Annotated in this window: 22 protein-coding genes; 11 read left to right on the top strand and 11 right to left on the bottom strand. The window is 70.9% G+C overall.

Going from position 1 to position 25,104, the window contains the following annotated elements; genetic code table 11:
- Positions 1–11 precede the first annotated feature (11 nt).
- The gene (locus GA0115234_RS26585) at positions 12–1,091 is read right to left on the bottom strand and encodes a hypothetical protein (RefSeq protein WP_093546554.1); all 1,080 of its coding nucleotides are present in this window, start codon (positions 1,089–1,091) and stop codon (positions 12–14) included.
- Positions 1,092–1,340: 249 nt separating this feature from the next.
- On the opposite strand from GA0115234_RS26585, the gene GA0115234_RS26590 reads away from it, so the two are divergent.
- From GA0115234_RS26590 to GA0115234_RS26600, 3 genes are all read left to right on the top strand, one after another.
- The gene (locus GA0115234_RS26590) at positions 1,341–2,732 is read left to right on the top strand and encodes a polysaccharide pyruvyl transferase family protein (RefSeq protein ID WP_256088821.1); all 1,392 of its coding nucleotides are present in this window, start codon (positions 1,341–1,343) and stop codon (positions 2,730–2,732) included.
- Positions 2,733–2,913: 181 nt separating this feature from the next.
- Positions 2,914–5,337 carry an excinuclease ABC subunit UvrA gene (locus tag GA0115234_RS26595; RefSeq protein ID WP_093546559.1) on the top strand — a complete coding sequence of 808 codons (2,424 nt, stop codon included), beginning with the start codon at positions 2,914–2,916 and terminating at the stop codon, positions 5,335–5,337.
- Between the two features lie 248 nt (positions 5,338–5,585).
- On the top strand, positions 5,586–7,352 hold the full coding sequence (locus GA0115234_RS26600) for a glycosyl hydrolase family 18 protein (protein WP_176729281.1): 1,767 nt from the start codon (positions 5,586–5,588) through the stop codon (positions 7,350–7,352).
- A 71-nt stretch (positions 7,353–7,423) separates the two neighbouring features.
- Here the strand turns inward: GA0115234_RS26600 and GA0115234_RS26605 are convergent, their stop codons facing one another.
- The 3 genes from GA0115234_RS26605 to GA0115234_RS26615 are packed head-to-tail and all read right to left on the bottom strand — an operon-like array spanning position 7,424 to position 10,834.
- Positions 7,424–8,170 carry a succinate dehydrogenase/fumarate reductase iron-sulfur subunit gene (locus tag GA0115234_RS26605; RefSeq protein WP_093546562.1) on the bottom strand — a complete coding sequence of 249 codons (747 nt, stop codon included), beginning with the start codon at positions 8,168–8,170 and terminating at the stop codon, positions 7,424–7,426.
- Entirely contained in the window at positions 8,167–10,125 is a 1,959-nt protein-coding gene (locus tag GA0115234_RS26610) for a fumarate reductase/succinate dehydrogenase flavoprotein subunit (protein WP_093546565.1), read from the bottom strand. Before GA0115234_RS26610 ends, GA0115234_RS26605 begins: the two co-directional genes overlap by 4 nt.
- A 1-nt stretch (position 10,126) precedes the next feature.
- Positions 10,127–10,834, bottom strand: coding sequence for a succinate dehydrogenase (locus GA0115234_RS26615; protein ID WP_093546568.1), 708 nt, complete (start codon positions 10,832–10,834; stop codon positions 10,127–10,129).
- Positions 10,835–10,929: 95 nt separating this feature from the next.
- On the opposite strand from GA0115234_RS26615, the gene GA0115234_RS26620 reads away from it, so the two are divergent.
- Positions 10,930–11,820: a LysR family transcriptional regulator gene (locus GA0115234_RS26620; protein ID WP_093546571.1), complete on the top strand. Its 891-nt coding sequence runs from the start codon at positions 10,930–10,932 to the stop codon at positions 11,818–11,820.
- A gap of 53 nt (positions 11,821–11,873) precedes the next feature.
- Here GA0115234_RS26620 and GA0115234_RS26625 read toward each other — a convergent pair whose 3' ends face one another.
- Positions 11,874–14,048: a putative bifunctional diguanylate cyclase/phosphodiesterase gene (locus GA0115234_RS26625; RefSeq protein ID WP_093546576.1), complete on the bottom strand. Its 2,175-nt coding sequence runs from the start codon at positions 14,046–14,048 to the stop codon at positions 11,874–11,876.
- Positions 14,045–14,863: an SAM-dependent methyltransferase gene (locus tag GA0115234_RS26630; RefSeq protein WP_093546579.1), complete on the bottom strand. Its 819-nt coding sequence runs from the start codon at positions 14,861–14,863 to the stop codon at positions 14,045–14,047. The genes GA0115234_RS26625 and GA0115234_RS26630 overlap by 4 nt, the downstream gene beginning before the upstream one ends.
- A 1,075-nt stretch (positions 14,864–15,938) precedes the next feature.
- Between GA0115234_RS26630 and GA0115234_RS42525 the strand changes: the two genes are divergently transcribed.
- The 3 genes from GA0115234_RS42525 (at position 15,939) to GA0115234_RS26645 (ending at position 17,356) form a co-directional block, all read left to right on the top strand.
- On the top strand, positions 15,939–16,100 hold the full coding sequence (locus tag GA0115234_RS42525; protein WP_161275667.1) for a hypothetical protein: 162 nt from the start codon (positions 15,939–15,941) through the stop codon (positions 16,098–16,100).
- 15 nt (positions 16,101–16,115) lie between these two features.
- Positions 16,116–16,883 (top strand): bestrophin-like domain, encoded by a 768-nt coding sequence (locus GA0115234_RS26640; RefSeq protein ID WP_093546585.1) that lies wholly within the window; start codon positions 16,116–16,118, stop codon positions 16,881–16,883.
- Positions 16,884–17,059: 176 nt separating this feature from the next.
- Positions 17,060–17,356, top strand: a complete 297-nt coding sequence (locus GA0115234_RS26645; RefSeq protein WP_093546587.1) for a hypothetical protein — start codon at positions 17,060–17,062, stop codon at positions 17,354–17,356.
- Between the two features lie 78 nt (positions 17,357–17,434).
- On the opposite strand, the gene GA0115234_RS26650 is transcribed toward GA0115234_RS26645, so the two are convergent.
- Positions 17,435–18,277, bottom strand: coding sequence for a polysaccharide deacetylase family protein (locus GA0115234_RS26650; RefSeq protein WP_093546590.1), 843 nt, complete (start codon positions 18,275–18,277; stop codon positions 17,435–17,437).
- Positions 18,278–18,442: 165 nt separating this feature from the next.
- Here GA0115234_RS26650 and GA0115234_RS26655 point away from each other — a divergent pair, with 165 nt between their 5' ends.
- The 3 genes from GA0115234_RS26655 to GA0115234_RS26665 all read left to right on the top strand — a co-directional run bounded on the left by GA0115234_RS26655 (position 18,443) and on the right by GA0115234_RS26665 (position 21,258).
- Complete coding sequence (locus GA0115234_RS26655; protein WP_093546593.1) at positions 18,443–18,904, top strand: universal stress protein; 462 nt, start codon at positions 18,443–18,445, stop codon at positions 18,902–18,904.
- 109 nt (positions 18,905–19,013) lie between these two features.
- Positions 19,014–20,468 carry an amino acid permease gene (locus GA0115234_RS26660; RefSeq protein ID WP_093546596.1) on the top strand — a complete coding sequence of 485 codons (1,455 nt, stop codon included), beginning with the start codon at positions 19,014–19,016 and terminating at the stop codon, positions 20,466–20,468.
- A 220-nt stretch (positions 20,469–20,688) separates the two neighbouring features.
- Entirely contained in the window at positions 20,689–21,258 is a 570-nt protein-coding gene (locus tag GA0115234_RS26665; RefSeq protein ID WP_093546599.1) for a sigma-70 family RNA polymerase sigma factor, read from the top strand.
- On the opposite strand, the gene GA0115234_RS26670 is transcribed toward GA0115234_RS26665, so the two are convergent.
- Positions 21,192–21,389, bottom strand: a complete 198-nt coding sequence (locus GA0115234_RS26670) for a zf-HC2 domain-containing protein (RefSeq protein WP_093546602.1) — start codon at positions 21,387–21,389, stop codon at positions 21,192–21,194. The genes GA0115234_RS26665 and GA0115234_RS26670 overlap by 67 nt on opposite strands.
- 110 nt (positions 21,390–21,499) lie before the next feature.
- On the opposite strand from GA0115234_RS26670, the gene GA0115234_RS26675 reads away from it, so the two are divergent.
- On the top strand, positions 21,500–22,015 hold the full coding sequence (locus tag GA0115234_RS26675) for a hypothetical protein (RefSeq protein WP_093546605.1): 516 nt from the start codon (positions 21,500–21,502) through the stop codon (positions 22,013–22,015).
- Positions 22,016–22,025: 10 nt separating this feature from the next.
- On the opposite strand, the gene GA0115234_RS26680 is transcribed toward GA0115234_RS26675, so the two are convergent.
- From GA0115234_RS26680 to GA0115234_RS26690, 3 genes are read right to left on the bottom strand one after another with little or no spacing between them, the layout of a single operon-like run.
- A complete protein-coding gene (locus GA0115234_RS26680) occupies positions 22,026–23,255 on the bottom strand; it encodes a sensor histidine kinase (protein WP_093546609.1) in 1,230 nt (409 codons plus the stop codon).
- Positions 23,252–24,733, bottom strand: a complete 1,482-nt coding sequence (locus GA0115234_RS26685) for a sodium/solute symporter (RefSeq protein WP_093546612.1) — start codon at positions 24,731–24,733, stop codon at positions 23,252–23,254. Before GA0115234_RS26685 ends, GA0115234_RS26680 begins: the two co-directional genes overlap by 4 nt.
- Positions 24,730–25,092, bottom strand: coding sequence for a hypothetical protein (locus tag GA0115234_RS26690; RefSeq protein ID WP_093546615.1), 363 nt, complete (start codon positions 25,090–25,092; stop codon positions 24,730–24,732). The genes GA0115234_RS26685 and GA0115234_RS26690 overlap by 4 nt, the downstream gene beginning before the upstream one ends.
- Positions 25,093–25,104: the final 12 nt, after the last annotated feature.

Consider the following 25,104-nt stretch of genomic DNA (forward strand, 5'->3'; position numbering starts at 1 on the left):
CCCCCATCACATCAGACCAGCGCCGCCACCAGCAGCAGAAGCACGACCACTCCGGCCACCACCGCGGCGACCCGCAGGGAGCGGCGCCTGGACCAGATCGGGAGCACCTCCAGGCCGCCGGAGCCGGGGAAGACGTAGAAGACGTGGTCGGGGTCGTCCGGGACCGCGACCGACATGAGAGGCAGCCACCCGATGTCGACCCGTCGGGCCACCTCGCCCGGCCGGGGCTCCAGCGCCGATGCGGCCACCTTCACATGGGCGGGGTCCAGGGCATCGGGGAGCGGCTCGTCGGCCGAGGTCAGCGTGGCCCGTTCCCACGCGCCACTGCGCCCGGCCTGCTGCCGGACCCGGAGCGGCGGAGCCGGGTCGGGGAGTCTGGCCGCGCTCCGCTCCGGGGCGTGTCCGACCGACCCGGCCGTCCACCGGGTCATCAGACCCGTTCCCTCGCACGGGGCGTGCTGCGTGGACCGCTCGCCCGCGCAGACCGGGCAGACCCTGAAGCCCGTGTCGTCGCACCTCCGGCACTGCTCGGTGCCCCGGCCGCGGCACCGCGGACAGGCGGTACGGGGTCTGCGGCACTCCAGACAGGTGGTCCGCTCGGAAGGACTCTTCTCCCGCGCCGGTCCGGGCGTCGCCCGGTCCTTGCGGCGTTCGCCCGTGCCGTCGCACCAGGTGCACGGTTCCACGCCTTTGCAGGCGGGACACGACGGACCGATGTCGCAGCCGAGTTTCCCCTTGGCCCGGCAGCGCGAGCACGGCTGCCGTCCCTCGTCGCAGCCGCAGTCCACCGTCCGCACCGAGCCGCTGAGCACCAGCTCCACCCGTCGCGGCCGGGCCGGGTTCCTGGGCGGCTCGACCGGATGGTCGCGCAGCTTCCCCTCGTACGTCGGCAGCCCCGAGATGTCGTACCTGCCGGGCCTGGTCTCCGGCCGGGTGGTGCGGGTCTCCACACTGCGGACGACGCGCAGGTCGAGCATCGGGAGCCGGGCGATGTCGGCGCCGGTCCGCCGCAACTGCGGCCCCTGCCCCGGGCGGCCGATGTGCCGGGCGATCGCTTCGAGGACATCGTCCTCGGACAGTGACTCGGCCATGACGGTGCTTCCACCTCCCCTGGTCGGCGCGCCCGCGCGCCCGGGGCAGCGTACGGGCGGGGCCGCCCGGCCTTCAAGAGGGCGTACGGGGGCGGACGACGGGGCTCACCCGGTACTCGTTGACCACTCCGCGCGCGCCCGGTCGCGCGCGTGGATGGGTGATCGGATGCTTGCGTTCCGCGAAGATCGCAAAAGGTTGTACAGGATGTGCATGGAATCAAAAGCGTTCGCAAAGCTATATTCAGGTTTGTGGCATCCAACGTTAACCATGTGAAGCGAATACTCCTGCGTTCAGGCAAGAGCCCCTACGACGTCGTCCCCGTCGAGCGCGCTCTCCACGAGGACGTGTTCGCCACCAACTCGGGCAACCTGATCTTCAGCGACGCCGCTCACAAGATCCTTGAGACGCCACGTTCCGAGGTGGTGTCGAACGGCATCACCACCAAGGTCGCCGACGCCGACCGCATCAACAGCGAGTACGACGTCTTCGTCATCCCGCTCGCCAACGCCTTCCGGCCGTCCTTCGAGCCGCAGTTGAAGCGGCTCACCCAGCTCATCTCGAAGCTGAAGATCCCGGTGGTCGTCCCGGGTGTCGGCGCCCAGACCGGCGTCAACTACTCCGCGGACCGGCTGAAGCCGATGCAGCCCTCGGTCTACGCCTTCGTCTCCGCCGTGCTCGACCACAGCGCCTCCATCGGCGTGCGCGGGGAGTTCACCGAGCGGTATCTCCGGGACATGGGATTCCGCGACGTGGAGGTCATCGGCTGTCCGTCGATGTTCCTGCACGGCAGCAGACTCGTCATCCGGGAGGACGGCCGGACGCTCGGCCCCGAGTCGCGCATCGCCGTCAACGGATCGCACGACGCGGTGCGCAAGCACAAGCTCGGGCAGATCATCGACCGCACCCATGCGCGCTACCCCCACCTCCGGTTCATCGGCCAGAACCTCTCCGACGCCCGTCAGCTGCACTGGCGCGACCTGTCCCATCCGAACGCCGCGGTCACCGGCATCCCCACCCACCCCGACCACCCCATGTACAGGGAGGACAAGGTCCGGGTCTACATCGACCCCGTCACCTGGATGGCCGACCTGCGGGGCTTCGACTTCTCCTTCGGCTCCCGGATCCACGGCAACATCGCGGCGCTGCTGGCCGGGACGCCGGCCACCGTGCTCTGCGGCGACTCCCGGACGCTGGAGCTGTGCCGCTACTTCGACATCCCCCACCGGATGCTCACCAAGGTCCCGGCCGACCTCGACCCCGCCGATCTCTACGCCTCGGCGGACTTCGGGCCGCTGATGCGCGGTCACCAGGAACGGTTCGACCGGTTCATGAACTTCCTCGACAAGAACGGCCTGGAGAACACCTTCACCCACGGTGACGGCGGCGCGGCCTTCGAGACCCGGATGAGCAAGCTGGCCTTCCCTCCGGGCGTCCGCCCCTGGGTCGGCACCGACGCCGGCACGATGGCACCGCGGCTGAACTGGCTCCAGTCCCAGCTGGCCGAACTCACCACCGAGAACGCCCAGCTCAGGCGGAAGCTCCTGAAGAGCGCCTCGCTGCCCGCCCAGCGCTCCACGTACCAGCGCGCCCGCAGCGTCGTGGGAAGGCCCATCAAGCGCGCCCTGCGCCCCTCCCGATGAGCCCGCGCCCGCACTGATCCCCGAGGCCGGTCCGCCAGGACCGGCCTCCGGTCGTCGCGGACCCGGGCGGGGCCCACCCTCGTCGCGGGCCTGGGCGGTGTCCGCCGTCCCCGTGCCTAGAATCGGAGTGTTTGTCCCCCGGCCGACGGCCTGCCCCGATCCGTACGGAGTCCCCGCGCACATGTCCACCCCCCACGATCCGTACGTCCGGGTGCGCGGCGCCCGTGAGCACAATCTCCAGGACGTCTCGGTCGACATCCCGCGCGACACCCTCACCGTCTTCACCGGCGTCTCCGGCTCCGGGAAGTCCTCCCTGGCGTTCGGGACGATCTACGCCGAGGCCCAGCGCCGCTACTTCGAGTCCGTCGCCCCCTACGCCCGCCGGCTGATCCATCAGGTCGGCGCGCCCGCGGTCGGCGAGGTCACCGGGCTGCCGCCCGCCGTCTCCCTGGAGCAGCGCCGCTCGGCGCCCGGCGCCCGTTCGTCCGTCGGGACGGTCACCACCCTCTCCAACTTCCTGCGGATGCTGTTCTCGCGGGCCGGTGAGTACCCGGCCGGCGCCGAACCGCTGGACTCCGACGCCTTCTCACCGAACACCGCGGCCGGGGCGTGCCCGCGGTGCCATGGGCTCGGCCTCGTCCACCGCACCACCGAGGAGCTGCTGGTCCCCGACCCCTCGCTGTCGATCCGGGACGGGGCGATCGCCGCCTGGCCGGGGGCCTGGCAGGGCAAGAACCTGCGCGATGTGCTGGACGCGCTGGGCCACGACACCGACCGGCCCTGGCGCGAACTGGGCGCCGAGGAGCGGGAGTGGATCCTGTTCACCGACGAGCAGCCGGTGGTGACGGTCCATCCGGTGCGGGAGGCGGGACGCATCCAACGCCCCTACCAGGGCACGTACATGAGCGCCCGCCGCTATGTGATGCACACCTTCGCGGACTCCAGGAGCCGCACCCTGCGGGCGAAGGCCGAACGGTTCCTGACGAGTGCCCCCTGCCCGTCCTGCCACGGCAGCCGGCTGCGCCCGGAGGCGCTGGCCGTCACCTTCGCCGGCCGCACCATCGCGGAGCTGGCCGCGCTTCCGCTGACCTCGCTCGCGGAGCTGCTGCGCACGGCGGGCGGCAGCGAGACGGCGCGGGTGCTGACGGCGGATCTGCTCGCCCGGATCGGGACGGTCACCGAGCTGGGTCTCGGCTATCTCAGCCTCGACCGCACGGCTCCGACGCTGTCCTCCGGCGAACTGCAACGGCTGCGTCTCGCCACCCAGCTGCGCTCGGGCCTCTTCGGGGTCGTCTATGTGCTGGACGAACCGTCGGCCGGTCTCCATCCGGCGGACACCGAGTCGCTGCTGGGGGTGCTGGGGCGGCTCAAGGAGGCCGGGAACTCGGTCTTCGTCGTGGAACACCAGATGGATGTGGTGCGCCGGGCGGACTGGCTGGTGGACGTGGGGCCGCTGGCCGGTGAGCACGGGGGCCGGGTGCTGCACAGCGGCCCCCCGGCCGGGCTCGCGGGCGTGGCGGAGTCGGCCACCCGGCGCTTCCTCTTCGACGAAGGGCCCGCGCCGGTACGCGAGGTGCGGGCGCCGTCGGGGTGGCTGCGGCTGGACGGGGTAGACCGGCACAATGTACGGGGCGTGGACGCCGCCTTCCCGCTCGGGGTGTTCACGGCCGTCACGGGGGTCTCGGGGTCGGGGAAGTCGACGCTGGCCGGTCAGGTCCTGGCCGGTGTGCTCGCCGACCGTCAGGCCGCCGCCCCCGCGGACCTGGCCGCCGAGCCGCCCACCGCCTGGTGCGTGTCGGCGCGGGGGCTGGCGGCGGTGGACCGTCTCGTACAGGTCGACCAGCGGCCGATCGGCCGTACCCCCCGGTCCAATCTCGCCACCTACACCGGGCTCTTCGACGTGGTACGGAAGCTGTTCGCCGCCACGGACACGGCCCGGGAGCGCGGGTACAAGGCCGGGCGGTTCTCCTTCAACGTGGCGGGTGGGCGGTGCGAGACCTGCCAGGGGGAGGGGTTCGTCTCCGTGGAGCTGCTCTTCCTGCCCAGTACGTACGCGCCCTGCCCGGACTGTCACGGGGCGCGGTACAACCCGCGCACGCTGGAGGTCACGCTGCGCGGCCTGGACATCGCGCAGGTGCTGGATCTGACGGTGGAGTCGGCGGCCGGGTTCTTCGCGGACACACCGGCCGCCGAACGCAGCCTGCGGACCCTGCTCGATGTCGGGCTCGGCTATCTGCGGCTCGGGCAGCCCGCGACGGAGCTGTCGGGCGGCGAGGCCCAGCGGATCAAGCTCGCCGCCGAGCTCCAGCGCACCCGCCGGGGCCACACCCTGTACCTGCTGGACGAGCCGACGACGGGGCTGCACCCCGCCGATGTCGAGGTGCTGATGCGGCAGTTGCACGGCCTCGTCGACGCGGGCAGCACGGTGGTGGTCGTGGAGCACGACATGGCGGTGGTGGCGGGCGCCGACTGGGTGATCGACCTCGGGCCCGGCGGCGGTGACCGGGGCGGCCGGATCATGACGGCGGGAACGCCCGCCGAGGTGGCTCGGGCCGCGGGCAGCCGTACGGCGCCGTACCTGGCCGCGGCCCTGCGTCGGCCCTGACGGCCCGTCCGGGATCAACTTCCCCGTACCCACGCCGAGTTGCCGCATCAGGCAAGCAATGGGGAATGAAACGGCAAAGAGCATTGACCGCGAGCTGGTCCAGACCAATCATGGGCATGCCTCACGGCCGCTCCACACCGTGCGGTGTGTGACCCCCGGCCGGGTTTCACAGGAACGGGCCGCGCCCCCGAGCGGGCGCGGCCGAGCCGTGCGATCCGCCCGTTGTCTCACCCGCTGGGAGCACCCCCATGAGATGTCCACGAGCACTCGGCACAGTCCTGAGCGCCCTGGCCACGACCGTCGCGTCCGCCGGCCTGGTCCTCGGGTCAGGCGCCGGGGCGCAGGCCGCCCCCGCCGCCGCCACTCCCCTGCCCGCGCACGTCTTCGCCCCGTACTTCGAGGCGTGGAACGGCGACAGCCCGGCCGCGCTCTCCCAGGCGTCCGGCGCCAAGTACCTGACCATGGCCTTCATCCAGACGGAGGCCCGCGGTTCCTGCACCCCCTACTGGAACGGCGATTCGAGCACGCCCATCGCCCAGTCCGAGTTCGGCGCCGACTTCACCACCATGCGCTCGCGCGGCGGCGATGTGATCCCCTCGTTCGGCGGGTACACGGCCGACAACGGCGGCACCGAGATCGCCGACAGCTGTACGAACGTCGACTCCATCGCGGCGGCCTACGAGAAGGTCATCACGACCTACGACGTGTCACGCCTCGACATGGACATCGAGGACAACTCGCTGGAGAACAGCGCCGGCATCGACCGCCGCAACAAGGCGATCAAGAAGGTCCAGGACTGGGCGGCCGCCAACGGGCGCTCGGTGCAGATCTCGTACACCCTGCCGACCACGACGAGCGGCCTCGCCGACAGCGGTCTCGCGGTGCTGGAGAACGCCGTGTCCAACGGCGCCAAGGTCGATGTCGTGAACCTGATGACGTTCGACTACTACGACGGTGCCTCGCACAACATGGCGCAGGACACCCAGACGGCGATCACCGGTCTCAAGGGCCAGCTCGCCGACCTGTATCCGTTGAAGAGCGACGCCCAGCTGTGGGGCATGACCGGTGTCATCGAGATGCCGGGCATCGACGACTACGGCCCCGCCGAGACGTTCACCACGGCCGATGCCACCTCGGTCTACGACTGGGCCGTCTCCAAGGGGCTCAGCACCCTGTCGTTCTGGGCGCTCCAGCGCGACAACGGCGGCTGCCCCGGTACCGGGGGCAGCGACACCTGCTCCGGCATCGCGCAGGACACCTGGTACTTCAGCCACACGTTCGCCCCGTTCACGGGCGGCGGTACCGGTCCGGTGACCGACGACTACTCGGTGGCCGTCGCCCCGGGTTCGGCGACGGTCGCCCCCGGCGGCACCGCCACGGCGACGGTGAACACCGCGGTCACCTCCGGCAGCGCGAAGACCGTGGCGCTGACGACGAGCGGGGCGCCCGCCGGAGTGACGGCGACGCTCAGCCCGAGCTCGGTCACCGCGGGCGAGGCGTCGAAGCTGACGGTCGTCACCTCGGCGTCCACGGCTCCGGGCACGTACAAGATCAATGTGACCGGCGCCTCGGGCAGCCTCAGCCACGCGGTGACCTTCACCCTGACGGTGTCGGGTCCGGGCGGCGGCACCGGTGCCCTGGTGAACGGTGACTTCGAGACCGGCTCTCTGAGCCCCTGGACGTGCGACGCCGGTGGCGCGGTCGTCTCCACACCGGTCCACGGCGGTTCGCACGCGCTCGCCGCGGCGGCCACCGCGTCGCAGACCGGCGAGTGCGCGCAGACCCTCACCCTGTCCCCCAACACCAAGTACACCCTGAGCGGTTGGGTGCAGGGCAACTACGGATACCTCGGGGTGCGCGGCGACGCGACCGCGAGCGTCTGGGGTTCGTCGAGCGGCTACGCGAAGCAGTCGGTGGCGTTCACCACCGGTTCGACGGGCACGGTGACCGTCTATCTGCACGGCTGGTACGCACAGGGCACGGTCTACGGCGACGACATCTCCGTGACGTCCTGATCCACCGGAACGGATGAGACTTCCTGGTCCCGGGGGTGGGCGGCCTCCGGGACCAGGAACTCGCCCGGCCCTCAGCGGCGCACCTTGCGGACGGCCCGCAGCCACTCCTTGTTCATGGCCGAGATCGAGGGCAGCGGGATGCCCTTGGGGCAGGCGGTGGCGCATTCGCCGGTGAGCGTGCAGCCGCCGAAGCCCTCGCTGTCCATCCGGTCGACCATGTCGAGGACCCGGGTCTCACGTTCCGGGGCGCCCTGCGGCAGGACGTTGAGGTGGTTGATCTTCGCCGAGGTGAAGAGCATCGCCGAGCCGTTGGGACAGGCCGCCACGCAGGCGCCGCAGCCGATGCACTCGGCGTGCTCGAAGGCGAAGTCGGCGTCCGGCTTGGGCACCGGGGTGGCGTGCGCCTCGGGGGCGGTGCCGGTCGGTGCGGAGATGTAGCCGCCCGCCTGGATGATCCGGTCGAAGGCGGAGCGGTCCACCACCAGGTCCTTGACGACCGGGAAGGCGGAGGCGCGCCAGGGTTCGATGTCGATGGTGTCGCCGTCCTCGAAGGACCGCATGTGGAGCTGGCAGGTGGTGGTGCGCTCGGGGCCGTGGGCGTCGCCGTTGATGACGAGACTGCAGGCCCCGCAGATGCCCTCGCGGCAGTCGTGGTCGAAGGCGACGGGGTCGTCGCCTTCGAGGATGAGTTCCTCGTTGAGGGTGTCGAGCATCTCCAGGAACGACATGTCCCGCGAGATGCCGTCCACCTCGTAGGTGGACATGGCTCCGGGTGCGTCGGCGTTCTTCTGGCGCCAGACGCGCAGGGTGAGCTTCATGCGTAGCTCCGCTGGGTGGGGTGGACGTACTCGAAGACCAGGTCTTCCTTGTGCAGGACGGGGGCCTCGCCGGTGCCGGTGAACTCCCAGGCGGCGGCGTAGGAGAACTCCTCGTCCCGGCGGGCGGCCTCGCCGTCCGGGGTCTGCGACTCCTCGCGGAAGTGGCCTCCGCAGGATTCGGCGCGGTGCAGCGCGTCCAGGCACATGAGCTCGGCGAGCTCCAGGTAGTCGACGATGCGGTTGGCCTTCTCCAGCGACTGGTTGAACTCGTCGCCGGTTCCGGGCACCTTGATGCGGCGCCAGAACTCCTCGCGGATCCGCGGGATCCGGTCGAGCGCCTCGCGCAGCCCCTCCTCGGTGCGGGCCATTCCGCAGTGCTCCCACATGAGTTCACCGATCTCGCGGTGGAAGGAGTCGGGGGTGCGGTCGCCGTCGACGGCGAGCAGCAGGTTCAGCCGGTCCTCGGTGTCGGCGACGATCTCCTCGACCGCGGGGTGCGAGGCGTCGACCTCGTCGTGGTGCGGATTGCGGGCCAGGTAGTCGTTGATCGTCGACGGGAGGACGAAGTAGCCGTCGGCGAGGCCCTGCATCAGCGCGGAGGCGCCGAGCCGGTTGGCGCCGTGGTCGGAGAAGTTGGCCTCGCCGATGGCGAAAAGGCCGGGGACAGTGGTCTGGAGGTCGTAGTCGACCCAGAGACCGCCCATCGTGTAGTGCACGGCCGGGTAGATCCGCATCGGGGTCTCGTACGGGTTCTCCGCAGTGATCCGCGCGTACATGTCGAAGAGGTTGCCGTACTTCTCCTCGACCTTGTCCCGGCCCATCCGCCGGATGGCCTCGGCGAAGTCCAGGTAGACGCCCTGTCCGCCGGGGCCGACGCCGCGTCCCTCGTCGCAGACGTTCTTCGCGGCGCGGGAGGCGATGTCCCGGGGCACGAGGTTGCCGAAGGCCGGGTAGATACGCTCCAGGTAGTAGTCGCGCTCGCCCTCCGGGATCTCGTTCGCGGGCCGGTCGTCGCCCTTGGCCTTCGGGACCCAGATCCGGCCGTCGTTGCGCAGCGACTCGCTCATCAGCGTCAGCTTGGACTGGTGGTCGCCGGTGCGCGGGATGCAGGTGGGGTGGATCTGGGTGAAGCAGGGGTTGGCGAAGTACGCGCCGCGCCGGTGGGCACGCCAGATGGCGGTGGCGTTGGAGTTCATGGCGTTCGTCGACAGGTAGAAGACGTTGCCGTAGCCGCCGCTGGCCAGGACGACCGCGTCGGCGAAGTAGGTGTCGATCTTCCCGGTGACGAGGTCGCGGGCGACGATCCCGCGGGCCTTGCCGTCGATGACGATCAGGTCGAGCATCTCGGTACGGGCGTGCAGTTCGACGTTGCCCGCGGCGATCTGCCGGGACAGCGCCTGGTAGGCGCCGAGCAGGAGCTGTTGTCCCGTCTGGCCCCGGGCGTAGAAGGTGCGGGAGACCTGGACGCCACCGAAGGAGCGGTTGTCGAGGAGGCCTCCGTACTCGCGGGCGAAGGGGACGCCCTGGGCGACGCACTGGTCGATGATCTCGACGGAGATCTGGGCGAGCCGGTGGACATTGGACTCGCGGGCGCGGAAGTCGCCGCCCTTGACGGTGTCGTAGAAGAGCCGGTGGATCGAGTCGCCGTCGTTGCGGTAGTTCTTCGCGGCGTTGATGCCACCCTGGGCGGCGACCGAGTGGGCGCGACGGGGCGAATCCTGGAAGCAGAACTGGACCACGTGGTAGCCCTGTTCGGCGAGGGTCGCACCGGCCGATCCGCCGGCGAGGCCGGTGCCGACGACGATGACGGTGTGCTTGCGGCGATTGGCCGGGTTGACCAGTTTGGCCTGGAAGCGGCGGGTGTCCCAGCGTTCGGCGACGGGTCCCTCGGGGGCCTTGGTGTCGACGACGGGCGCGCCGGTCCCGTAGTGCGCGTAGTGCGGGTGGTCGGTCATGTCAGCTCACGACTCCGGTCATGACGGCGACGGGTACGGAGATGAAGCCCAGCGTCAGCACCAGGGCGAGGGCGTTGGCGAGGGCCTTCAGGGCGCGGTCACGGGCCGCGTTGCCCGCGCCGAGGGTCTGGGCGGCGCTCCAGAAGCCGTGCTGGACGTGGAGTCCGAGGGCGAGCATCGCGACGATGTAGATCGTGTTGCCGTACCAGGTGGAGAAGGTGTCGATGACGTTCTGGTACGGGTGCCCGGACTGGAATCCGCCGGGGTGCACGGTGCCCGTCGTCAGGTCGAGGATGTGCCAGACGATGAACAGGGCGAGGATGATCCCGCCCCAGCGCATGGTGCGGGTGGCGTAACCGGCGCGTGGCTTGCGGTGCACGTACGAGGCGGGGCGCGCCCGGATGTCGCGGCGGCTCAGCTGGTACGCGGAGGTGGCGTGCAGCACCACGGCGGCGACGAGCACGACCCGCACGATCCACAGGGCCCACTCGTAGTGGAGGAAGGGCTCGCCCATGGTCCGCAGCCAGTGCGCGTAGTGGTTGAACTCGCCGGACCCGAAGAAGATCTTCAGGTTGCCGATCATATGGACGACCAAGTAGAGCAGCATGATCAGACCGCTCACGGCCATGACCGTCTTCTTGCCGACGGACGAGTCCCAGAGCGTACGCGTCATGGACGGCCGTCGGTCCGTTCGGGTTGCCAATGCCATGGACACGACGCTAGGACCGATCCACCTCATCAGTCCAAGACATGGAGCAGCTCATGTCCATAGGCTGAGGCTATCGAGCGGGCTAGGATGGGTTCGTGCAGTTCCAGCAGCTGACGTATTTCGTGGCCGTGGCCGAGGCCCGTCACTTCACCCGCGCCGCCGAAGAGGTGCATGTCTCCCAGCCCTCGCTCTCCCAGCAGATCAGGGCGCTGGAGAGCGAGCTGGGGGCGGAGCTGTTCAGCCGGGCGCGCGGCAACATCACGCTCACCGACGCGGGCGAGGCCCTGCTGCCGCTGGCCCGCCGCATCCTCGCGGACGCGGACACCGCACGCCACGAGGTGCAGGAGCTGGCCCAGCTGCGCCGGGGCCGGGTCCGGCTCGGCGCCACGCCCAGCCTCTGCACCGGTCTGCTCCCCGATGTGCTGCGCGCCTTCCACGACCGGCATCCCGGCATCCAGCTGCTGCTGGAGGAGGGCGGCTCGCTCGACCTGGTCCGCGAGCTGGCACGCGGCGCACTGGACCTGGCCCTGGTGGTGCTGCCGCTGCCCGCCGCGTCCCCCGCGCTCACGACGGTCGAGCTGCTCCAGGAGGACCTGGTCGTGGTGTCGTCGGCCGGGGCACCGCGGCCCGGCCGGGGCGGGCGTGTACGGATCGCCGACCTCCAGGGCGCGCCCCTGGTGATGTTCCGGCACGGCTACGACCTGCGGGAGCTGACGGTCGCCGCCTGCCGGGCGGAGGGATTCGAGCCGTCGTTCACCGTGGAGGGCGGGGAGATGGACGCCGTGCTCGGCTTCGTCCGGGCCGGGCTCGGGATCGCGGTGGTGCCCAGCATGGTCGCCGTCCGCTCCGGCCACGGCCTGCGGACCACACCGCTGGCCCGGCCGGGCCTGCGGCGCACCATCGCGCTCGCGCACCGCAGCGACGTGGCTCCGCCGCGTGCGGCACGTGAGCTGCAGAGGGTGCTGCTCGCCGCCGGACGGGCCTGAACCCGCCCGGCGGCGGGGTACGGGGCACGGGAACGGTCCCGTACCCCGCCCCCTCACACCGCGTCGGCCAGCAGCAGCGAGTGGATCCGGTCCGGCGCACCCGGCCGGGCGTAGTACCAGCCCTGGGCCGTGTCGCAGCCCAGCTTCCGCAGCTGCTCCGCCTGCGCCCCGGTCTCCACGCCCTCCACGGTGACCGCGAGGTCCAGGCTGTGCGCCAGCGAGACGATGCCCTCGACGATCTTCAGATCGACCGGATCCGCCGGGTGCTGCTGCATGCCCATGGTGAAGGAACGGTCCAGCTTGAGCACGCTCACCGGCAGCCGACGCAGATTCGCCAGGTTGGAGTACCCCGTGCCGAAGTCGTCGAGCGCTATGTCGACACCCATCTCGGCCAGTTGCCGCAGCGGCTTGAGCAGGTCGTCGTCGGCGCCGATGAGCGCCGACTCGGTGACCTCCAGGCAGAGCGCCCCGGGGTCGAGCCCCGACCGCTCCAGCACGTCGACCGTCTCGGCGACCAGCCGGGGATGGTGCAGCTGGGTCGGGGAGAGGTTGACGTTGATCCGCAGCGGACCGCCGTCGGTGTGCCGCTTCTGCCAGAAGTTGGCCTGCCGTACGGACTCCTCCAGCACCCAGCGGCCCAGCGGCACGATCAGCCCGGTGTGTTCGGCGAGCGGGATGAACCGGTCCGGCCCGAGCACCCCGTGTTGCGGGTGGCACCACCGCACCAGAGCCTCCGCACCGTGCACCGTGCCGTCGTCGAGGTGCACGAGCGGCTGGTACTCGATGAAGAACTCCCCGCGCTCCAGGGCGGCGGGCAGCGCGGTGGTCAGCCCGTGGCGCGTGATGGCACGGGCGTCCGCCTCGTCGTCGGCGAACTCGAACCGGTTGCCGCCCGCCGACTTGGCCCGGTACATGGTGATGTCGGCGCTGCGCAGCACCTCGGCGGCGTTGCGTTCGCGGGCCGGCCCTTCGACGACCCCGATGGATCCGCGTACGGTCAGCTCACGTCCGTCCAGGCGGATCGGGGTGGTGAGCACGCCGAGGATGCGGCAGGCCAGCTCGACGACCTCCGTCTCGGTGTCGGGGCCGGTGGTCAGGGCCACGAACTCGTCGCCCCCGAGCCGCGCGACCATCTCGCCGCGCGCGGTCGCACAGCTCTGCAGCCGGTCGGCCACCTCGACCAGCAGCCGGTCCCCCGACGCGTGGCCGAGGCTGTCGTTGATCGCCTTGAAGCCGTCCAGGTCGAGGTAGCACAGGCCGAAGCGGCTGCCGTCGGCGGCGGTCAGTGCCTTTTCCAGCCGTTCGAAGAACAGCGTCCGGTTGGGCAGGCCGGTGAGCGCGTCGTGCGTGGCCTCGTACCGCAGCCGCAGGTTGAGCAGCCGGCGTTCGGTGGTGTCCTCCATCAGCGCCAGCTGATACTGCGGCTCGCCCTCGGCGTCGCGCAGCAGCGACACCGTCAGATTGGTCCAGAGCACGGTGCCGTCGTTGCGGTAGTACGGCTTCTCGACCCGGTAGTGCTCGCGTTCGCCGCGCACCAGCTCGTCGTAGTACTTCCACACGTACGGCGAATCCTCGGGATGGACCCACTCGTTGACCTTGTGGCTGCGCACATGGTGGTCGAGTCCGCCGAACATCCGGGTGAGGGTGTCGTTGACCTCCAGCACATTGCCGTCCAGATCGGCGATGCCGATGCCGATGGCCGCGTCCTTGAAGACGGCGCGGAATCGTGCCTCGGTCGCGTGCAGTGCGCGTTCCGCGTCGGAGCGGGCGGTGAGCGCCGAACGCGCGATGGCCTCCTGCTCGCTGAGGGTGCGTTCGCGCAGTGCCTGGGTGAAGCCGCCCGCGAGGGCGTGCTGCATCCGGGCGCAGCGGGCCCTGCTGTCCTCGGTCGACAGCGCCGACTCGCCGTTGCTCCCGCAGTAGAGCACCAGATACGAGTCGACGACGCCGAGCGTGCTGCTCAGCGCGTCCGGGTCGGTGCAGTGCGCGGCGACGAGGGCGGCACCCACCTCGCCGGCGGGCGCCGCGTCGAAGGGCCGGGCGTGCAGGATGTCGCTGAGTCCGCGGGCCAGCGGCAGCAGATGCTGTTCGAACTCGGTGCGCGTCAAGGAGGTGGCCGTCGAGGGGAAGATGGCCCGGCTCCAGATCGTGGCGAATCTTCGGAGCCGGCCCTCGGGACCGTCGGGTTCCGTGTCCGGTGTACCGGACGACTGGGCGGGAATGCTCACGCCTTGCGTCCCACTCCCGCGAAGCCCGAGAACGCGAAGGGGTCCTCGTGCTCCGCCACCACCGGGGCGTCCGGGCGCCAGTGCGGCATGGACACGAGTCCGGGCTCGACCATCTCGTACCCCTCGAAGAAGCCCGCGATCTCGTCGCGGGACCGCATGACCAGCGGGTTGCGGATGCTCTGGTAGACCTCGACCGTGCCGCCCGCCTCTTCCCGGCTGAGCGGGATCCCCTCGTACGAGGCGTGGGTGAGGACGATGAGGCTGCCGGGGGCGAGTGCCTCGCGCAGCTCGGCGACCGCGGACTGCGGGTCGTCGGACTCCTCGATGAAGTGGAGCACCGCGACGAGCAACAGGGCCACCGGGCGGCCGAGGTCGAGCAGTCCGGAGATCTCCGGACTCTTCACGATCTCCCGCGGGCGGCGCAGATCCGCGGCGGCGATCACCGCACGGTCGTTTCCGTCCAGTACGGCCCGGCTGTGCGCGACGGCGACCGGGTCGTGATCGACGTACGCCACCCGGGCCTCGGGGTCGGCCGCCTGGGCGACTTCGTGAACATTGCCGAAGGTCGGTATTCCGGAACCGATGTCCAGGAACTGGGTGATGCCCTCACTCACCGCGTAACGCACGGCCCTGCGCATAAAGGCGCGATTCGCCTGCATGATCTTGGGGAGCCCCGGCATGAACTCCATGGCCTTGCGAGCCGCTTCCCGGTCCACCTCGAAATTGTGCGATCCGCCCAGATAGAAGTCGTACATGCGGGACACACTCGGCACCGAAATGTCTATGCCTCGCGGTGCCCAGGCGGGACGCTCCATCAATGTCTCCAACAAGTCGCCACGGCGATCCGGCCATGTTCATGGTCAGTGTTGACCAGAGGCTACTGATCGACTGCCAAGAGAGCGAGCGGAAACGGAAATTAGCCGTCCGTTATTGGTCACACACCAGTGGCATGTGCAACCGGCCGGTCGCTGGGTGTGACATTCGACATCGGACACGCTCGGTGGGGCACCGGACACCCCATGCGGCGCTCATCCCTTGCCCGTTGATGTATCCGGTGAGACGCCCGGTTTCACATCGCGGAATACATAGGTCTGGACCGGACGGCGGCCGATGTCCTGCCACTTGAGTCCGCCGGACCGATTCCCGGTGACAAATCCCTTGGCCGTCACACCATTGGCAGCATTGTTTACCAATGAGGCAATGCCCAGCCGAATCAAGGGCGGAGGCCGTTGCGAACCCGCCTCACCGGCTGTGCGGTGTTCTTCTCGAACCGATGGGCCGTCACGCCGCGCCGTCACCACCACGGCACCGGCAAGGGCCTCGGCCAGGGGGCCGCGTCAACACTCGTACGGCGCAGTCCGGTTGCCGAACGCACTCACCACCCCACGGACCCGGGTCACGAGCCGCGTCCCCACCCCGTTCACCTGGGCCTCATGAAGTTCCCCGGTGCCAAACACCCACCAACCCAGGTCCCCACCATCAGGCGAATCCGGCCCTCCCTCCGCGTGTCCCGCGACCGGCCGGACCATGCTCCCGGTCGTGTACGGATCACTCATAGGACGGCTCACGGCAGCCGTCGCCCTTCTCTGGCTGCTGAGCGCCCCGGCGCCCGCTGTGGCGGACAGTTGCGCCTACGCCTCCATCGGTGAGAACGGCGGCGGTTCTTGGATCGCCATATCGGGCGACGGGTCCTGCCGGGCGAGCCCGCTGCCCGAGCCGACTCGCTCGCCGACTCCACGCCCCACCCCACCGCCTGTCCCGCCTCCCACTCCGCCGCCCCCTCCCCCGCCCGCGCCGACGCCCAGCCCGTCGCGAGCGAAGCGGGAGCCCGCGCCGCCGCCTCCCACGCCGGCGCCCAGGCCGACGCCCTCGCCGCCCCCCACGCCGTCGGTGCGCCCCTCGCCCCCCGCGCCCCGGCCCGTGGCCCTGCCCGCCTACCGCAAGCCGCCACGCAAGGTCGTGCGGCACGGCACCTCCGTGGTCACCCTCACCCTGCTCATCACGGCGCCCGCGGTGTTCGCGGTCGCCGTCCTGCGTCCCCGCTCCCGCTGACCCCCGGAGGAACACATGTCGGAATGGCTTGTTCTCACCCTGGCCATGGTCGCGGCCAGCGCCGTCGTCCTGACCATCGCCGTGCTCACCAACCGCCGGGTCGCGGAGGACGACGACCCGTCGGAGACCCCGGACGTCATCGAGTACATGACGATGATGATCGGGGTGGTCTACGCGATCGTGCTGGGCCTCGCCATCGCGGGAGTCTGGGAGGGCCGCGGCGCCGCCCAGGAGTACGTGCGCCAGGAGGCCCAGGCCCTGCACGAGGTGCAGGTCCGCTCGGCCGTCTACCCCGCCGAGGTGCGCGCCCGCATCCGCGCCGATGTCGACGCCTACGTCCACCACGTCGTCCACGACGAATGGCGGTCGATGAGCGAGCACGGCACCCTCACCGACGAGGGGGCGCGTCTGCTGGGCCGGGTGCGTGCCGATGTCACCCAGTACCAGCCGAAGAACGACCACGAAGGGCAGGCATATCAGCCACTGGTCGACGAGGTAGCCGCGGTCGACGACGCGCGCAGCGCGCGGGGCCAGAGCGCCGGTGCGACCATGCCGGGCGTGGTCTGGTTCGGCCTGATCATCGGAGCCCTGGTGACGGTCGGACTGCTGTTCACGCTGCAGATCCGCAGGACCTTCCGCGAACTGCTGCTGGCCGGTCTCTTCAGCGTCCTGATCGCCTTTCTGCTCTTCCTGATCTGGGACTTCGACTCCCCCTTCGGGCGGGGGATCTCGGCCACCGCGGCGCCGTTCCTCGATCTCTTCCCGCGCGCCGCGGGCGGATAGCGGTCCGTCAGAAAGCGGTCGGAGTGCGCCGCCCGGGGGACGCCCGTGCCCCGGGCGGCGCACTCCGATAGCGAGCGAAATGCCCGGCTCCTAGCGTGTGGCGCGTCGAGGTGCATTTCTGACGCTTTGTGGAAACTCGTTCCGCAGGTGCTCCTCGGGGACCCGGAGGCTCACCCATGCGTGCGATACGTGTCGCACCCGTCGCCCTGCTCGGCGCCGCCGCTCTCGTACTGACCGCTCCGGCCGCAACCGCGTGCGCCGTGACGTCAGGAGGCGCGTCCTCCGCGACCGGATTCACCGCCACTCCGTCGGTGATCACGCCGGGCAGCCAGGTCGTCCTGGCCGCCCGGGGGTGCCGTACCACCGCAATCGCCGGCTCGGGCGTCTTCGACACCGTCACCCTTCCCCGCGGTGGCTCCGTCGCGGCCACGGTCGACCTGGACCGACGTCACGGGGAGAGCCGTTCGCACTGAGAGCAGGGTCGGTGCCGACCGGACGAGAAGTCGCCCCGGGTCCCGTCGCGGGACCCGGGGCGACGCGTGTACCGGCCCTCAACGGCGTCGCGGCACCGTGATCCGGTAGCCGTCGTCGAGCAGCTCGGGCAGGTAGCGGCGCAACGCGGCCACGCTCTGCGAACGGTCGCCGCCCGCGTCGTGCGACAGCACGACGACGCCGGGTGCGGCCCCTTCCCTGATCCTGCGCACGATCGTGCCGACACCGGGTTCGGTCCAGTCCAGGCTGTCCACCGTCCAGGCCATCGGTTCCAGCCCCAGCTCGGCACCGATCTCGAAGGAGTTGCGGTTCCACGCCCCGTACGGTGCCCGGTACCAGCGCGGCGGCGCTCCGGTGATCCGCTCGATGACCTCGCTGGTGGGGCCGAGCTCGTCGCGGACTCCGGCCCGGGAGAGCCTGGTGACCAGGGGATGGTTCCAGGAGTGGTTCCCGATGGTGTGGCCGTCGTCGGCGATGGCCCGCACCAGGTCCTGGTTGTCGTGGGCCATCTCGCCGCAGAGGAAGAACATCGCGCGGACATCGTGTGCGCGCAGGGTCGCGAGGATCTGCGGGGTGTAGAGCGGGTCGGGCCCGTCGTCGAAGGTGAGCACCATGGCGTGCCCGATCTCGGGCAGTTCCTCGAAGGGCCTCGTGCGGACCGGTGGCGCCGTCGGCCGGAAGCGGGGCGGGGCGCCCGCGGTCATGGGCCGGAGCCGGTGGGCGGTCGGCTCCGTCCGGACGGCCGGCTTGAGGCCCGGCGCCCCGGCCGGGGGCGGGGCGGTGGCCCGGACCGCTTCTCCGGCCGGATCCGCGGCGATCATGCGCACGGCGGCGGCCGCACCGAGTCCGGCGGCCAGTCGCAGCAGTGTTCTGCGCCCCGGCGGCCTCTGATCGTTCTTCATGGCCAACTGCTCGCACGACGGTGGCCGCCACCCCGTCACCGACACCGGCGGTGGAGGGTTTTGCACCCCATGGAGGGACCTGCGGCGCGGCATCCGGCAGCTTCGGACGGGGCCGTACCGCAGCCCGCTCCAGGGTCGGGCCGGGCAGCGGATAGCCTCACTGCCGTGACAGAACCGCAGCCTCATAAGTTCGAACGTGGCACAGACGGCCCGAAAGTGATCGTCGCAGGCCTTGATGGGTCCGATTCCTCCATGCGAGCCGCGGCCTACGCTGCGGGGCTGGCCCGTCGTCAGGGCGCCATGCTCGCCCTCGTCTATGTCCAGCCCGTGCTGCCCGCGGGGGCCGCTCTCGGGGCACCGGTGGCCGATACGACCGGCGAGGTCGCGGAGGGGCTGGTGAGCGAGATCCGGGAGGCGACCCGCCGGATGAAGGACATATGGGATGTGCGCTGGGAGTTCCATACCTTCCGGGGCGACCCGTACAACGGGCTCGTGACCGCGGCGGACGAACTGAAGGCGGACGCCGTGGTCGTCGGCGCGTCGGAGTCGGCCGGGCACCGGTTCATCGGCTCGGTCGCGATCCGGCTGGTGAAGGCGGGCCGTTGGCCCGTCACGGTGGTCCCGTAGGCGAAGCGGAATCCTCCGCTCCGCCGGACGGCACGCCGTCTTCCGCACCGGCTCCGCCTGGGCCATCATGAGCGCCCGTCAGGGACAGCCGTCAGCGGAGAGGTGACTCATGGCAAGGCTCCGAGTGGGCGAGGGTGTACTGCGCCGCAAGCCGATCGAGCAGATCGACGAGAAGGGCCCGGCGGGGGGAGCCGTCAGCCAGCTCACCAGAACGCTCGGGCTGTGGCAGCTCACGGCCATCGGCGTCGGCGGCATCATCGGCGCGGGCATCTTCACCCTCGCCGGCACCGTGGCGAACGGCACCGCCGGCCCCGCGGTCCTGCTCTCGTTCCTGATCGCGGGCGTGGCGAGCGCGGCGGCCGCGTTCAGCTACGCGGAGTTCGCGGGCCTCATCCCGAAGGCCGGCTCCGCCTACACCTACGGCTACGCGGTGCTCGGCGAGCTGGTGGGCTGGTTCATCGGCTGGGACCTGCTGCTGGAGTACACGGCGATCGTGGCGGTGGTCGCGATCGGCATCTCCGGCTACTTCAGCTTCCTGCTCGGCGAGATGGGGCTCGACGTGCCGAAGTGGATGCTGGGCGCGCCCGGCACCGGCGACGGCCACAAGGTGGACCTGTTCGCCGCGCTGCTCTGTCTGCTCGTCGCGTATCTGCTGACCCTCGGCATCAAGAACGCGGCCCGTTTCGAGACCGTCGTGGTCGTCCTGAAGGTCCTGGTCGTCCTGCTGGTCGTCGGCGTCGGTGTGTTCCACATCAACACCGGCAACTACCACCCGTTCTTCCCGTTCGGGGTGAGCGGGGCCTTCACCGGTGCGGCGACGGTGTTCTTCGCGGTGTTCGGGTACGACGCCATGTCCACGGCCGCCGAGGAGTCCAAGGACGCCCAGCGCCACATGCCGAAGGCGATCCTGTACTCCCTCGCCATCTCCATGGTCCTCTACGTGGCGGCGTGCCTGGTCCTGACGGGGATGCAGAGCTACAAGGACATCGATCCGGAGTCCGGTTTCTCCACGGCCTTCAAGTCGGTGGGCCTCAGCGGGCTCGCCGATGTGATCGCGGTGGGCGCGATCATCGGCATCCTCACGGTGATGTTCACCTTCATGCTCGGCGTGACCCGGGTGTGGTTCTCGATGAGCCGTGACGGGCTGCTGCCGAAGTGGTTCGCCAAGACCCATCCGACCCGGCACGTGCCGACCCGGGTGACCTGGATCGTCGGTGCGGCCTCGGCCCTGATCGCCGGGTTCCTGCCGATCGGCGAGGCCGCCGAGCTGACGAACATCGGCATTCTGCTGGCGTTCGTCGTGGTGTGCATCGCGGTGATCGTGCTGCGTTACAAGCAGCCGGACCTGCCGCGTACCTTCCGCACCCCCGGCATGCCGTTCGTCCCGGCCCTCGGTGTGGTGTTCTCGATCTGGCTGATCACCTTCCTCCAGTGGCAGACCTGGGTGCGGTTCGTGGTGTGGTTCCTGGTCGGTCTGGTCATCTACTTCGGCTACTCGTACCGGAAGTCGGAGATGGCGAGGACGCCGGGGACAGAGACGGGGACGGGTACGGGTACGGGCTGAGCGGGTGGCGGGCCCGGCCGGGTGGCCGTGCCGCGGGCGCCGGGCGCCCGTGTACGCGCCGCGCCGACCGCCGCCCGACCGTTCACCGCACCATTCGCCGCACTGTGCGACCGCTCGTCGCACGGAGCCGCCCGTCGCCTGTTCCTCGGCGCCCCCGATGCGTTCGTATACGCCAGTCGGCAGTGAAGCGGCCGGGACTTCGGCGGAAAGGGCGTTCTCGATGACCACCACGACGACCGATGAGCGGGCCCTCGCGGAGCTCCAGCGGGAGCACGGGCCCGCCCTCTTCCATTTCCTGCTCGGGCTGACCTTCGGCGACCGGCAGCGGGCCGAGGATCTGCTCCAGGAGACGCTGGTCCGGGCCTGGCAGCATCCGGAGGCCTTCGACGCCCCCTACGACTCGATGCGGCCCTGGCTCTTCACGGTCGCGCGGCGGCTCGCGATCGATGCCCGCCGGTCCAGGCAGGCCCGGCCGACCGAGGTCGGCGACGCCGTGCTGGCGACGACGGCGGCCGGGGAGGACACCGCCGAGGCCACGGTCTCGGCCCTCGACGTGCGCGAGGCGGTGCGCACCCTCGGCCCGGAACACCGCGCGGTCCTCGTCCAGATGTACTTCCGCGGGCTCACCGTGGAAGAGACGGCCCGGGTGCTCGGCATCCCGCCGGGCACGGTCAAGTCCCGGTCCTACTACGCGCTGCGGCAGCTCTCCCGCAACCTGCCCGGCTACTCCAGCAGGTCCTCCGGGCGCAGCAGGGCGAGCAGCGAGACGGCCTCCGCGACCTCCACGTAGGCGGCGGCGCAGCGGTCGCAGGACTGCAGATGACGGGAGACCGTACGGGTCTCGCCGGTCGTGAGCGCGTCGAGTACGTAGGCGCCGAGCGCATGCCGCACGTGCGGGCCCTCCCCGGGATCGGCGGTCATCGCATCCTCGTGTCGTGAACGGATCCTGTCCTTCTGGCCACGCGGGGCGCGCTCCCCCGGTTCAATGCTCCGTGAAGCGCGGTACCGAACAGAGAAAGAGGCGAGACGGGATGCGCCCCGAGCGTCAGGATGGAACCGGTGGGGGCGGGCTGCTGGTCCCGATGGCCTGGATGTACGCGGAGTACATAGCCGATGGGATGCTGCGGACCGGCGATCTGATGGAGCCGTCCACGCTGGAGTACCGAGCGGGACGGGACGCCCTCGCGCTCACCGTCTTCCTCTCCGGTGGCGCGGTGCCCGACGCCCTGCCCGCGGCCCGGCTGGACGAACTGCGGCTGCTGACGGCGTACGGGGCGCAGTGGTGCGGCTGGGTCCGCGAACGGCTCGACGCGCTCGGCGACCCGGCGTCCGGGACGGCCGGCGCGGAGCCCGACCTGGCGCTGGCCCGTGCGGCCTGGCGGTGGCTGGAGGAGACCGAGCTGCTCGCGGCCGACCTCGACGCGATCGGTGCGCCGCCCTGGGAAGCGGTGGACGAAGGGCCGGACGCGGAGGAGGCGGCCCAGGTCTGGACACCGGCCTGGCAGCTGGGGCTGCCGCTCGGGCATCTGGCGATCCATCTCCACTGAGTGCGGCCGGTCAGGAACCGTGCACCCCGGCACGGTACTTCGGCAGCCGCACCGTGATCTTCATCCCCGCGCCGATGCCCGTCTCGATGACCAGTCCGTAGTCGTCCCCGTAGACCTGGCGCAGCCGTTCGTCGACGTTGAGCAGTCCGATCCCGGTGGAGCGGCCGCCCTGCCCGCGCAGGATGTGGCGCAGGCGTTCCGGGTCCATGCCGGTGCCGTCGTCCTCGATGACGACCTCGGCCTCGGAGCCCGCGTCGAAGGCGCTGATGGTGATGCGGGTCGGGGTCTCCCGTGCCGCGGCGGAGCCGGGGTCCCGGGGCGGGGGCACGGCTCCTTCGAGTCCGTGCTTGACGGCGTTCTCGACCAGTGGCTGGAGGCAGAGGAACGGCAGGGCGACGGGGAGGACCTCGGGCGCGATCTGGAGGGTGACCGCGAGCCGTTCGCCGAAGCGGGCCCGTACGAGTGCCAGGTACTGGTCGATGGAGTGGAGCTCGTCGGCGAGGGTGGTGAAGTCGCCGTGGCTGCGGAACGAGTAGCGGGTGAAGTCGGCGAATTCCAGCAGGAGTTCGCGGGCCCGTTCCGGGTCGGTGCGGACGAACGAGGCGATGGCGGCCAGTGAGTTGAAGATGAAGTGCGGGGAGATCTGGGCCCGCAGCGCCCTGATCTCGGCCTCGATGAGCTGGGTGCGGGAGCGGTCGAGTTCGGCCAGTTCCAGCTGTACGCAGACCCAGCGGGCCACCTCCCCGGCGGCTCTCGCCAGCACCGCGGACTCGCGCGGCGCGTAGGCGATCAGGGTGCCCAGCACCCGGTTGTCGACGGTGAGCGGAACGGCGACGGCCCAGCGCAGCGGGCAGTCAAGGTCGTCGCAGTCGCTGCGGAAGGCGGTGTCCCGGCCGCTGGCGAGGAGGTCGCGCACCTGGTCCATGACCTGGCGGCCGTGGTGTTCGCCCTCGCCGTCCCAGACGAGCACCCGGTCGCGGTCGGTGAGGCAGAGCGCGTCGGTGCCGAGCAGGGAGCGCAGCCTCCGGGCGGATCTGCGGGCGCTCTCCTCGGTGAGCCCGGCGCGCAGCGGGGGCGCGGCGAGCGAGGCGGTGTGCAGGGTCTCGAAGGTGGCGTGCTCGACGGGTGTCCCGACGTCGCTGGTGCGGACGGGGCGGGCGGTGCGGCGGCCGAGCAGGAACCCCGCGCCGAGCAGCAGGAGGGCGAGCAGGACCAATGCGGCGTATCCGGCTCCGGTCATCGGTGCCTCCCCGCTGTCAGTGTCTCCGGCAGATGGAAGCGGGTCATGGCGGCATTGGTGCCGGAGGGTATGCGGCCGGGCGTGGCGAGGGAGACCAGGACCATCGCGAGGAAGCCGACCGGCACCGACCAGACGGCGGGCCAGGCGAGCAGGGCGTGCGGCCAGCCCGGCGGGCGCACCGCGCCGCTGACGGTGATGGCGACGGACAGGAACGCGGAACCGCCGCCGAGCAGCAGGCCCGCGACGGCACCGGGCGGGGTGAGCCGCCGCCACCAGATGCCGAGGACCAGCAGCGGGCAGAAGGAGGACGCGGAGACGGCGAACGCCATGCCCACGGAGTCGGCCACCGGCACCCGGCTGACCATCAGCGAACCGGCCAGCGGTACGCACATGGCGAGGACGGTGGCCAGCCGGAAGTGGCGTACGCCGCGCGAGGGGAGCACGTCCTGGGTGATGACTCCGGCGACGGCCATGGTGAGCCCGGAGGCGGTCGACAGGAACGCGGCGAACGCACCTCCCGCGATGAGCGCGCCGAGCAGGTCCCCGCCGAGTCCGCCGATGACCCGGCCGGGCAGCAGCAGCACGGCGGCGTCCGCGTCCCCGCCGTGGATCAGCTCGGGGGCGTACAGCCTGCCCAGTGCGCCGTAGACCGGGGGCAGCAGGTAGAACACGCCGATGAGGGCGAGGACGGCGACCGTCGTGCGGCGGGCGTCGCGTCCGTTGGGGCTGGTGTAGAAGCGGACGACGACATGCGGCAGGCCCATGGTGCCGAGGAAGGTGGCGACGATCAGCCCGTAGGTGGCGTAGAGCGGATGGTCGGCGCGGAAGACGGAGAGCTGCTCGTCGAAGGTGACGCGGGGCCGCCCGTCGCCACGCCAGGCGAGCACCAGGAAGATCGCGGGGACCAGGAGCGCGGTCAGTTTCAGCCAGTACTGGAAGACCTGGACGAAGGTGATGGACCGCATGCCGCCCGCGGCGACGGCGATGACGACGACGGACGCCACGAGCACGTCGCCGAGCCAGCCGGGCGCCCCGGTGAGGATCTTGAGGGTGAGGCCCGCGCCCTGGAGCTGGGGTACGAGATAGAGCCAGCCCGCCGCGACGACGAAGACGCTGACCAGTCTGCGCACCTGCCGTGATTCCAGCCGTCCCTCGGCGAAGTCGGGCAGCGTGTACGCCCCCGAGCGGCGCAGCGGTGCGGCCACGAAGACCAGCAGCACCAGATAGCCCGCGGTGTAGCCGACCGGATACCAGAGCATGTCGGGGCCGTGCACCAGGACCAGGCCCGCGATGCCGAGGAAGGAGGCGGCGGAGAGGTATTCGCCGCTGATGGCCGCGGCGTTGAGCCGGGGCCGCACGGTGCGCGAGGCGACGTAGAAGTCGGAGGTGGTGCGGGAGATGCGCAGCCCGAAACCGCCGACGAGGACGGTGGCGAGGAAGACGACGGCGACCGCCGCCACCGCGTACGTACGGCTCACGGTCCGGGGCGGCCTTCCACGAGCCGGGCGAAGTCGCGTTCGTTGCGCTCGGCCCGGCGCACGTACCACCAGGCGGTCAGGGTGAGCGGCGGGTAGGCGGCGAATCCGAGGACCGCCCAGACGAGCGCGGCGCTGTGCAGGGCCTCGAAGACCAGTGGCAGTGTTCCGACGACCACCGCGAGGACCGCGAACGCGGTGAGTCCGGCCCGCAGTTGGCTGCGCATCAGCGAACGGACGTACGCGCCGCCGAGGGCGGTCTGTTCGTCGATCTCCGACTGGGTGCGGTAGCGCGGCAGCGGGCGCACCCGCCGGGGCTCCCCCGTCACCACTTCGCGGCGGGGTGTTGGCTCTGCGGACATGGGCCCGGAGTG

It is taken from the genome of Streptomyces sp. DvalAA-43 (assembly GCF_900091725.1).
Classification (GTDB): Bacteria; Actinomycetota; Actinomycetes; order Streptomycetales; family Streptomycetaceae; genus Streptomyces; species Streptomyces pulveraceus.

Coding starts and splice junctions, on each gene's coding strand:
- GA0115234_RS26640 (WP_093546585.1), top strand. CDS start 16,116: ATGTCGGAATGGCTTGTTCTCACCCTGGCCATGGTCGCGGCCAGCGCC.
- GA0115234_RS26645 (WP_093546587.1), top strand. CDS start 17,060: ATGCGTGCGATACGTGTCGCACCCGTCGCCCTGCTCGGCGCCGCCGCT.
- GA0115234_RS26650 (WP_093546590.1), bottom strand. CDS start 18,277: ATGAAGAACGATCAGAGGCCGCCGGGGCGCAGAACACTGCTGCGACTG.
- GA0115234_RS26610 (WP_093546565.1), bottom strand. CDS start 10,125: ATGACCGACCACCCGCACTACGCGCACTACGGGACCGGCGCGCCCGTC.
- GA0115234_RS26605 (WP_093546562.1), bottom strand. CDS start 8,170: ATGAAGCTCACCCTGCGCGTCTGGCGCCAGAAGAACGCCGACGCACCC.
- GA0115234_RS26660 (WP_093546596.1), top strand. CDS start 19,014: ATGGCAAGGCTCCGAGTGGGCGAGGGTGTACTGCGCCGCAAGCCGATC.
- GA0115234_RS26680 (WP_093546609.1), bottom strand. CDS start 23,255: ATGACCGGAGCCGGATACGCCGCATTGGTCCTGCTCGCCCTCCTGCTG.
- GA0115234_RS26690 (WP_093546615.1), bottom strand. CDS start 25,092: ATGTCCGCAGAGCCAACACCCCGCCGCGAAGTGGTGACGGGGGAGCCC.
- GA0115234_RS26615 (WP_093546568.1), bottom strand. CDS start 10,834: ATGGCATTGGCAACCCGAACGGACCGACGGCCGTCCATGACGCGTACG.
- GA0115234_RS26670 (WP_093546602.1), bottom strand. CDS start 21,389: ATGACCGCCGATCCCGGGGAGGGCCCGCACGTGCGGCATGCGCTCGGC.
- GA0115234_RS26630 (WP_093546579.1), bottom strand. CDS start 14,863: ATGGAGCGTCCCGCCTGGGCACCGCGAGGCATAGACATTTCGGTGCCG.
- GA0115234_RS26600 (WP_176729281.1), top strand. CDS start 5,586: ATGAGATGTCCACGAGCACTCGGCACAGTCCTGAGCGCCCTGGCCACG.
- GA0115234_RS26595 (WP_093546559.1), top strand. CDS start 2,914: ATGTCCACCCCCCACGATCCGTACGTCCGGGTGCGCGGCGCCCGTGAG.
- GA0115234_RS26665 (WP_093546599.1), top strand. CDS start 20,689: ATGACCACCACGACGACCGATGAGCGGGCCCTCGCGGAGCTCCAGCGG.
- GA0115234_RS26585 (WP_093546554.1), bottom strand. CDS start 1,091: ATGGCCGAGTCACTGTCCGAGGACGATGTCCTCGAAGCGATCGCCCGG.
- GA0115234_RS26675 (WP_093546605.1), top strand. CDS start 21,500: ATGCGCCCCGAGCGTCAGGATGGAACCGGTGGGGGCGGGCTGCTGGTC.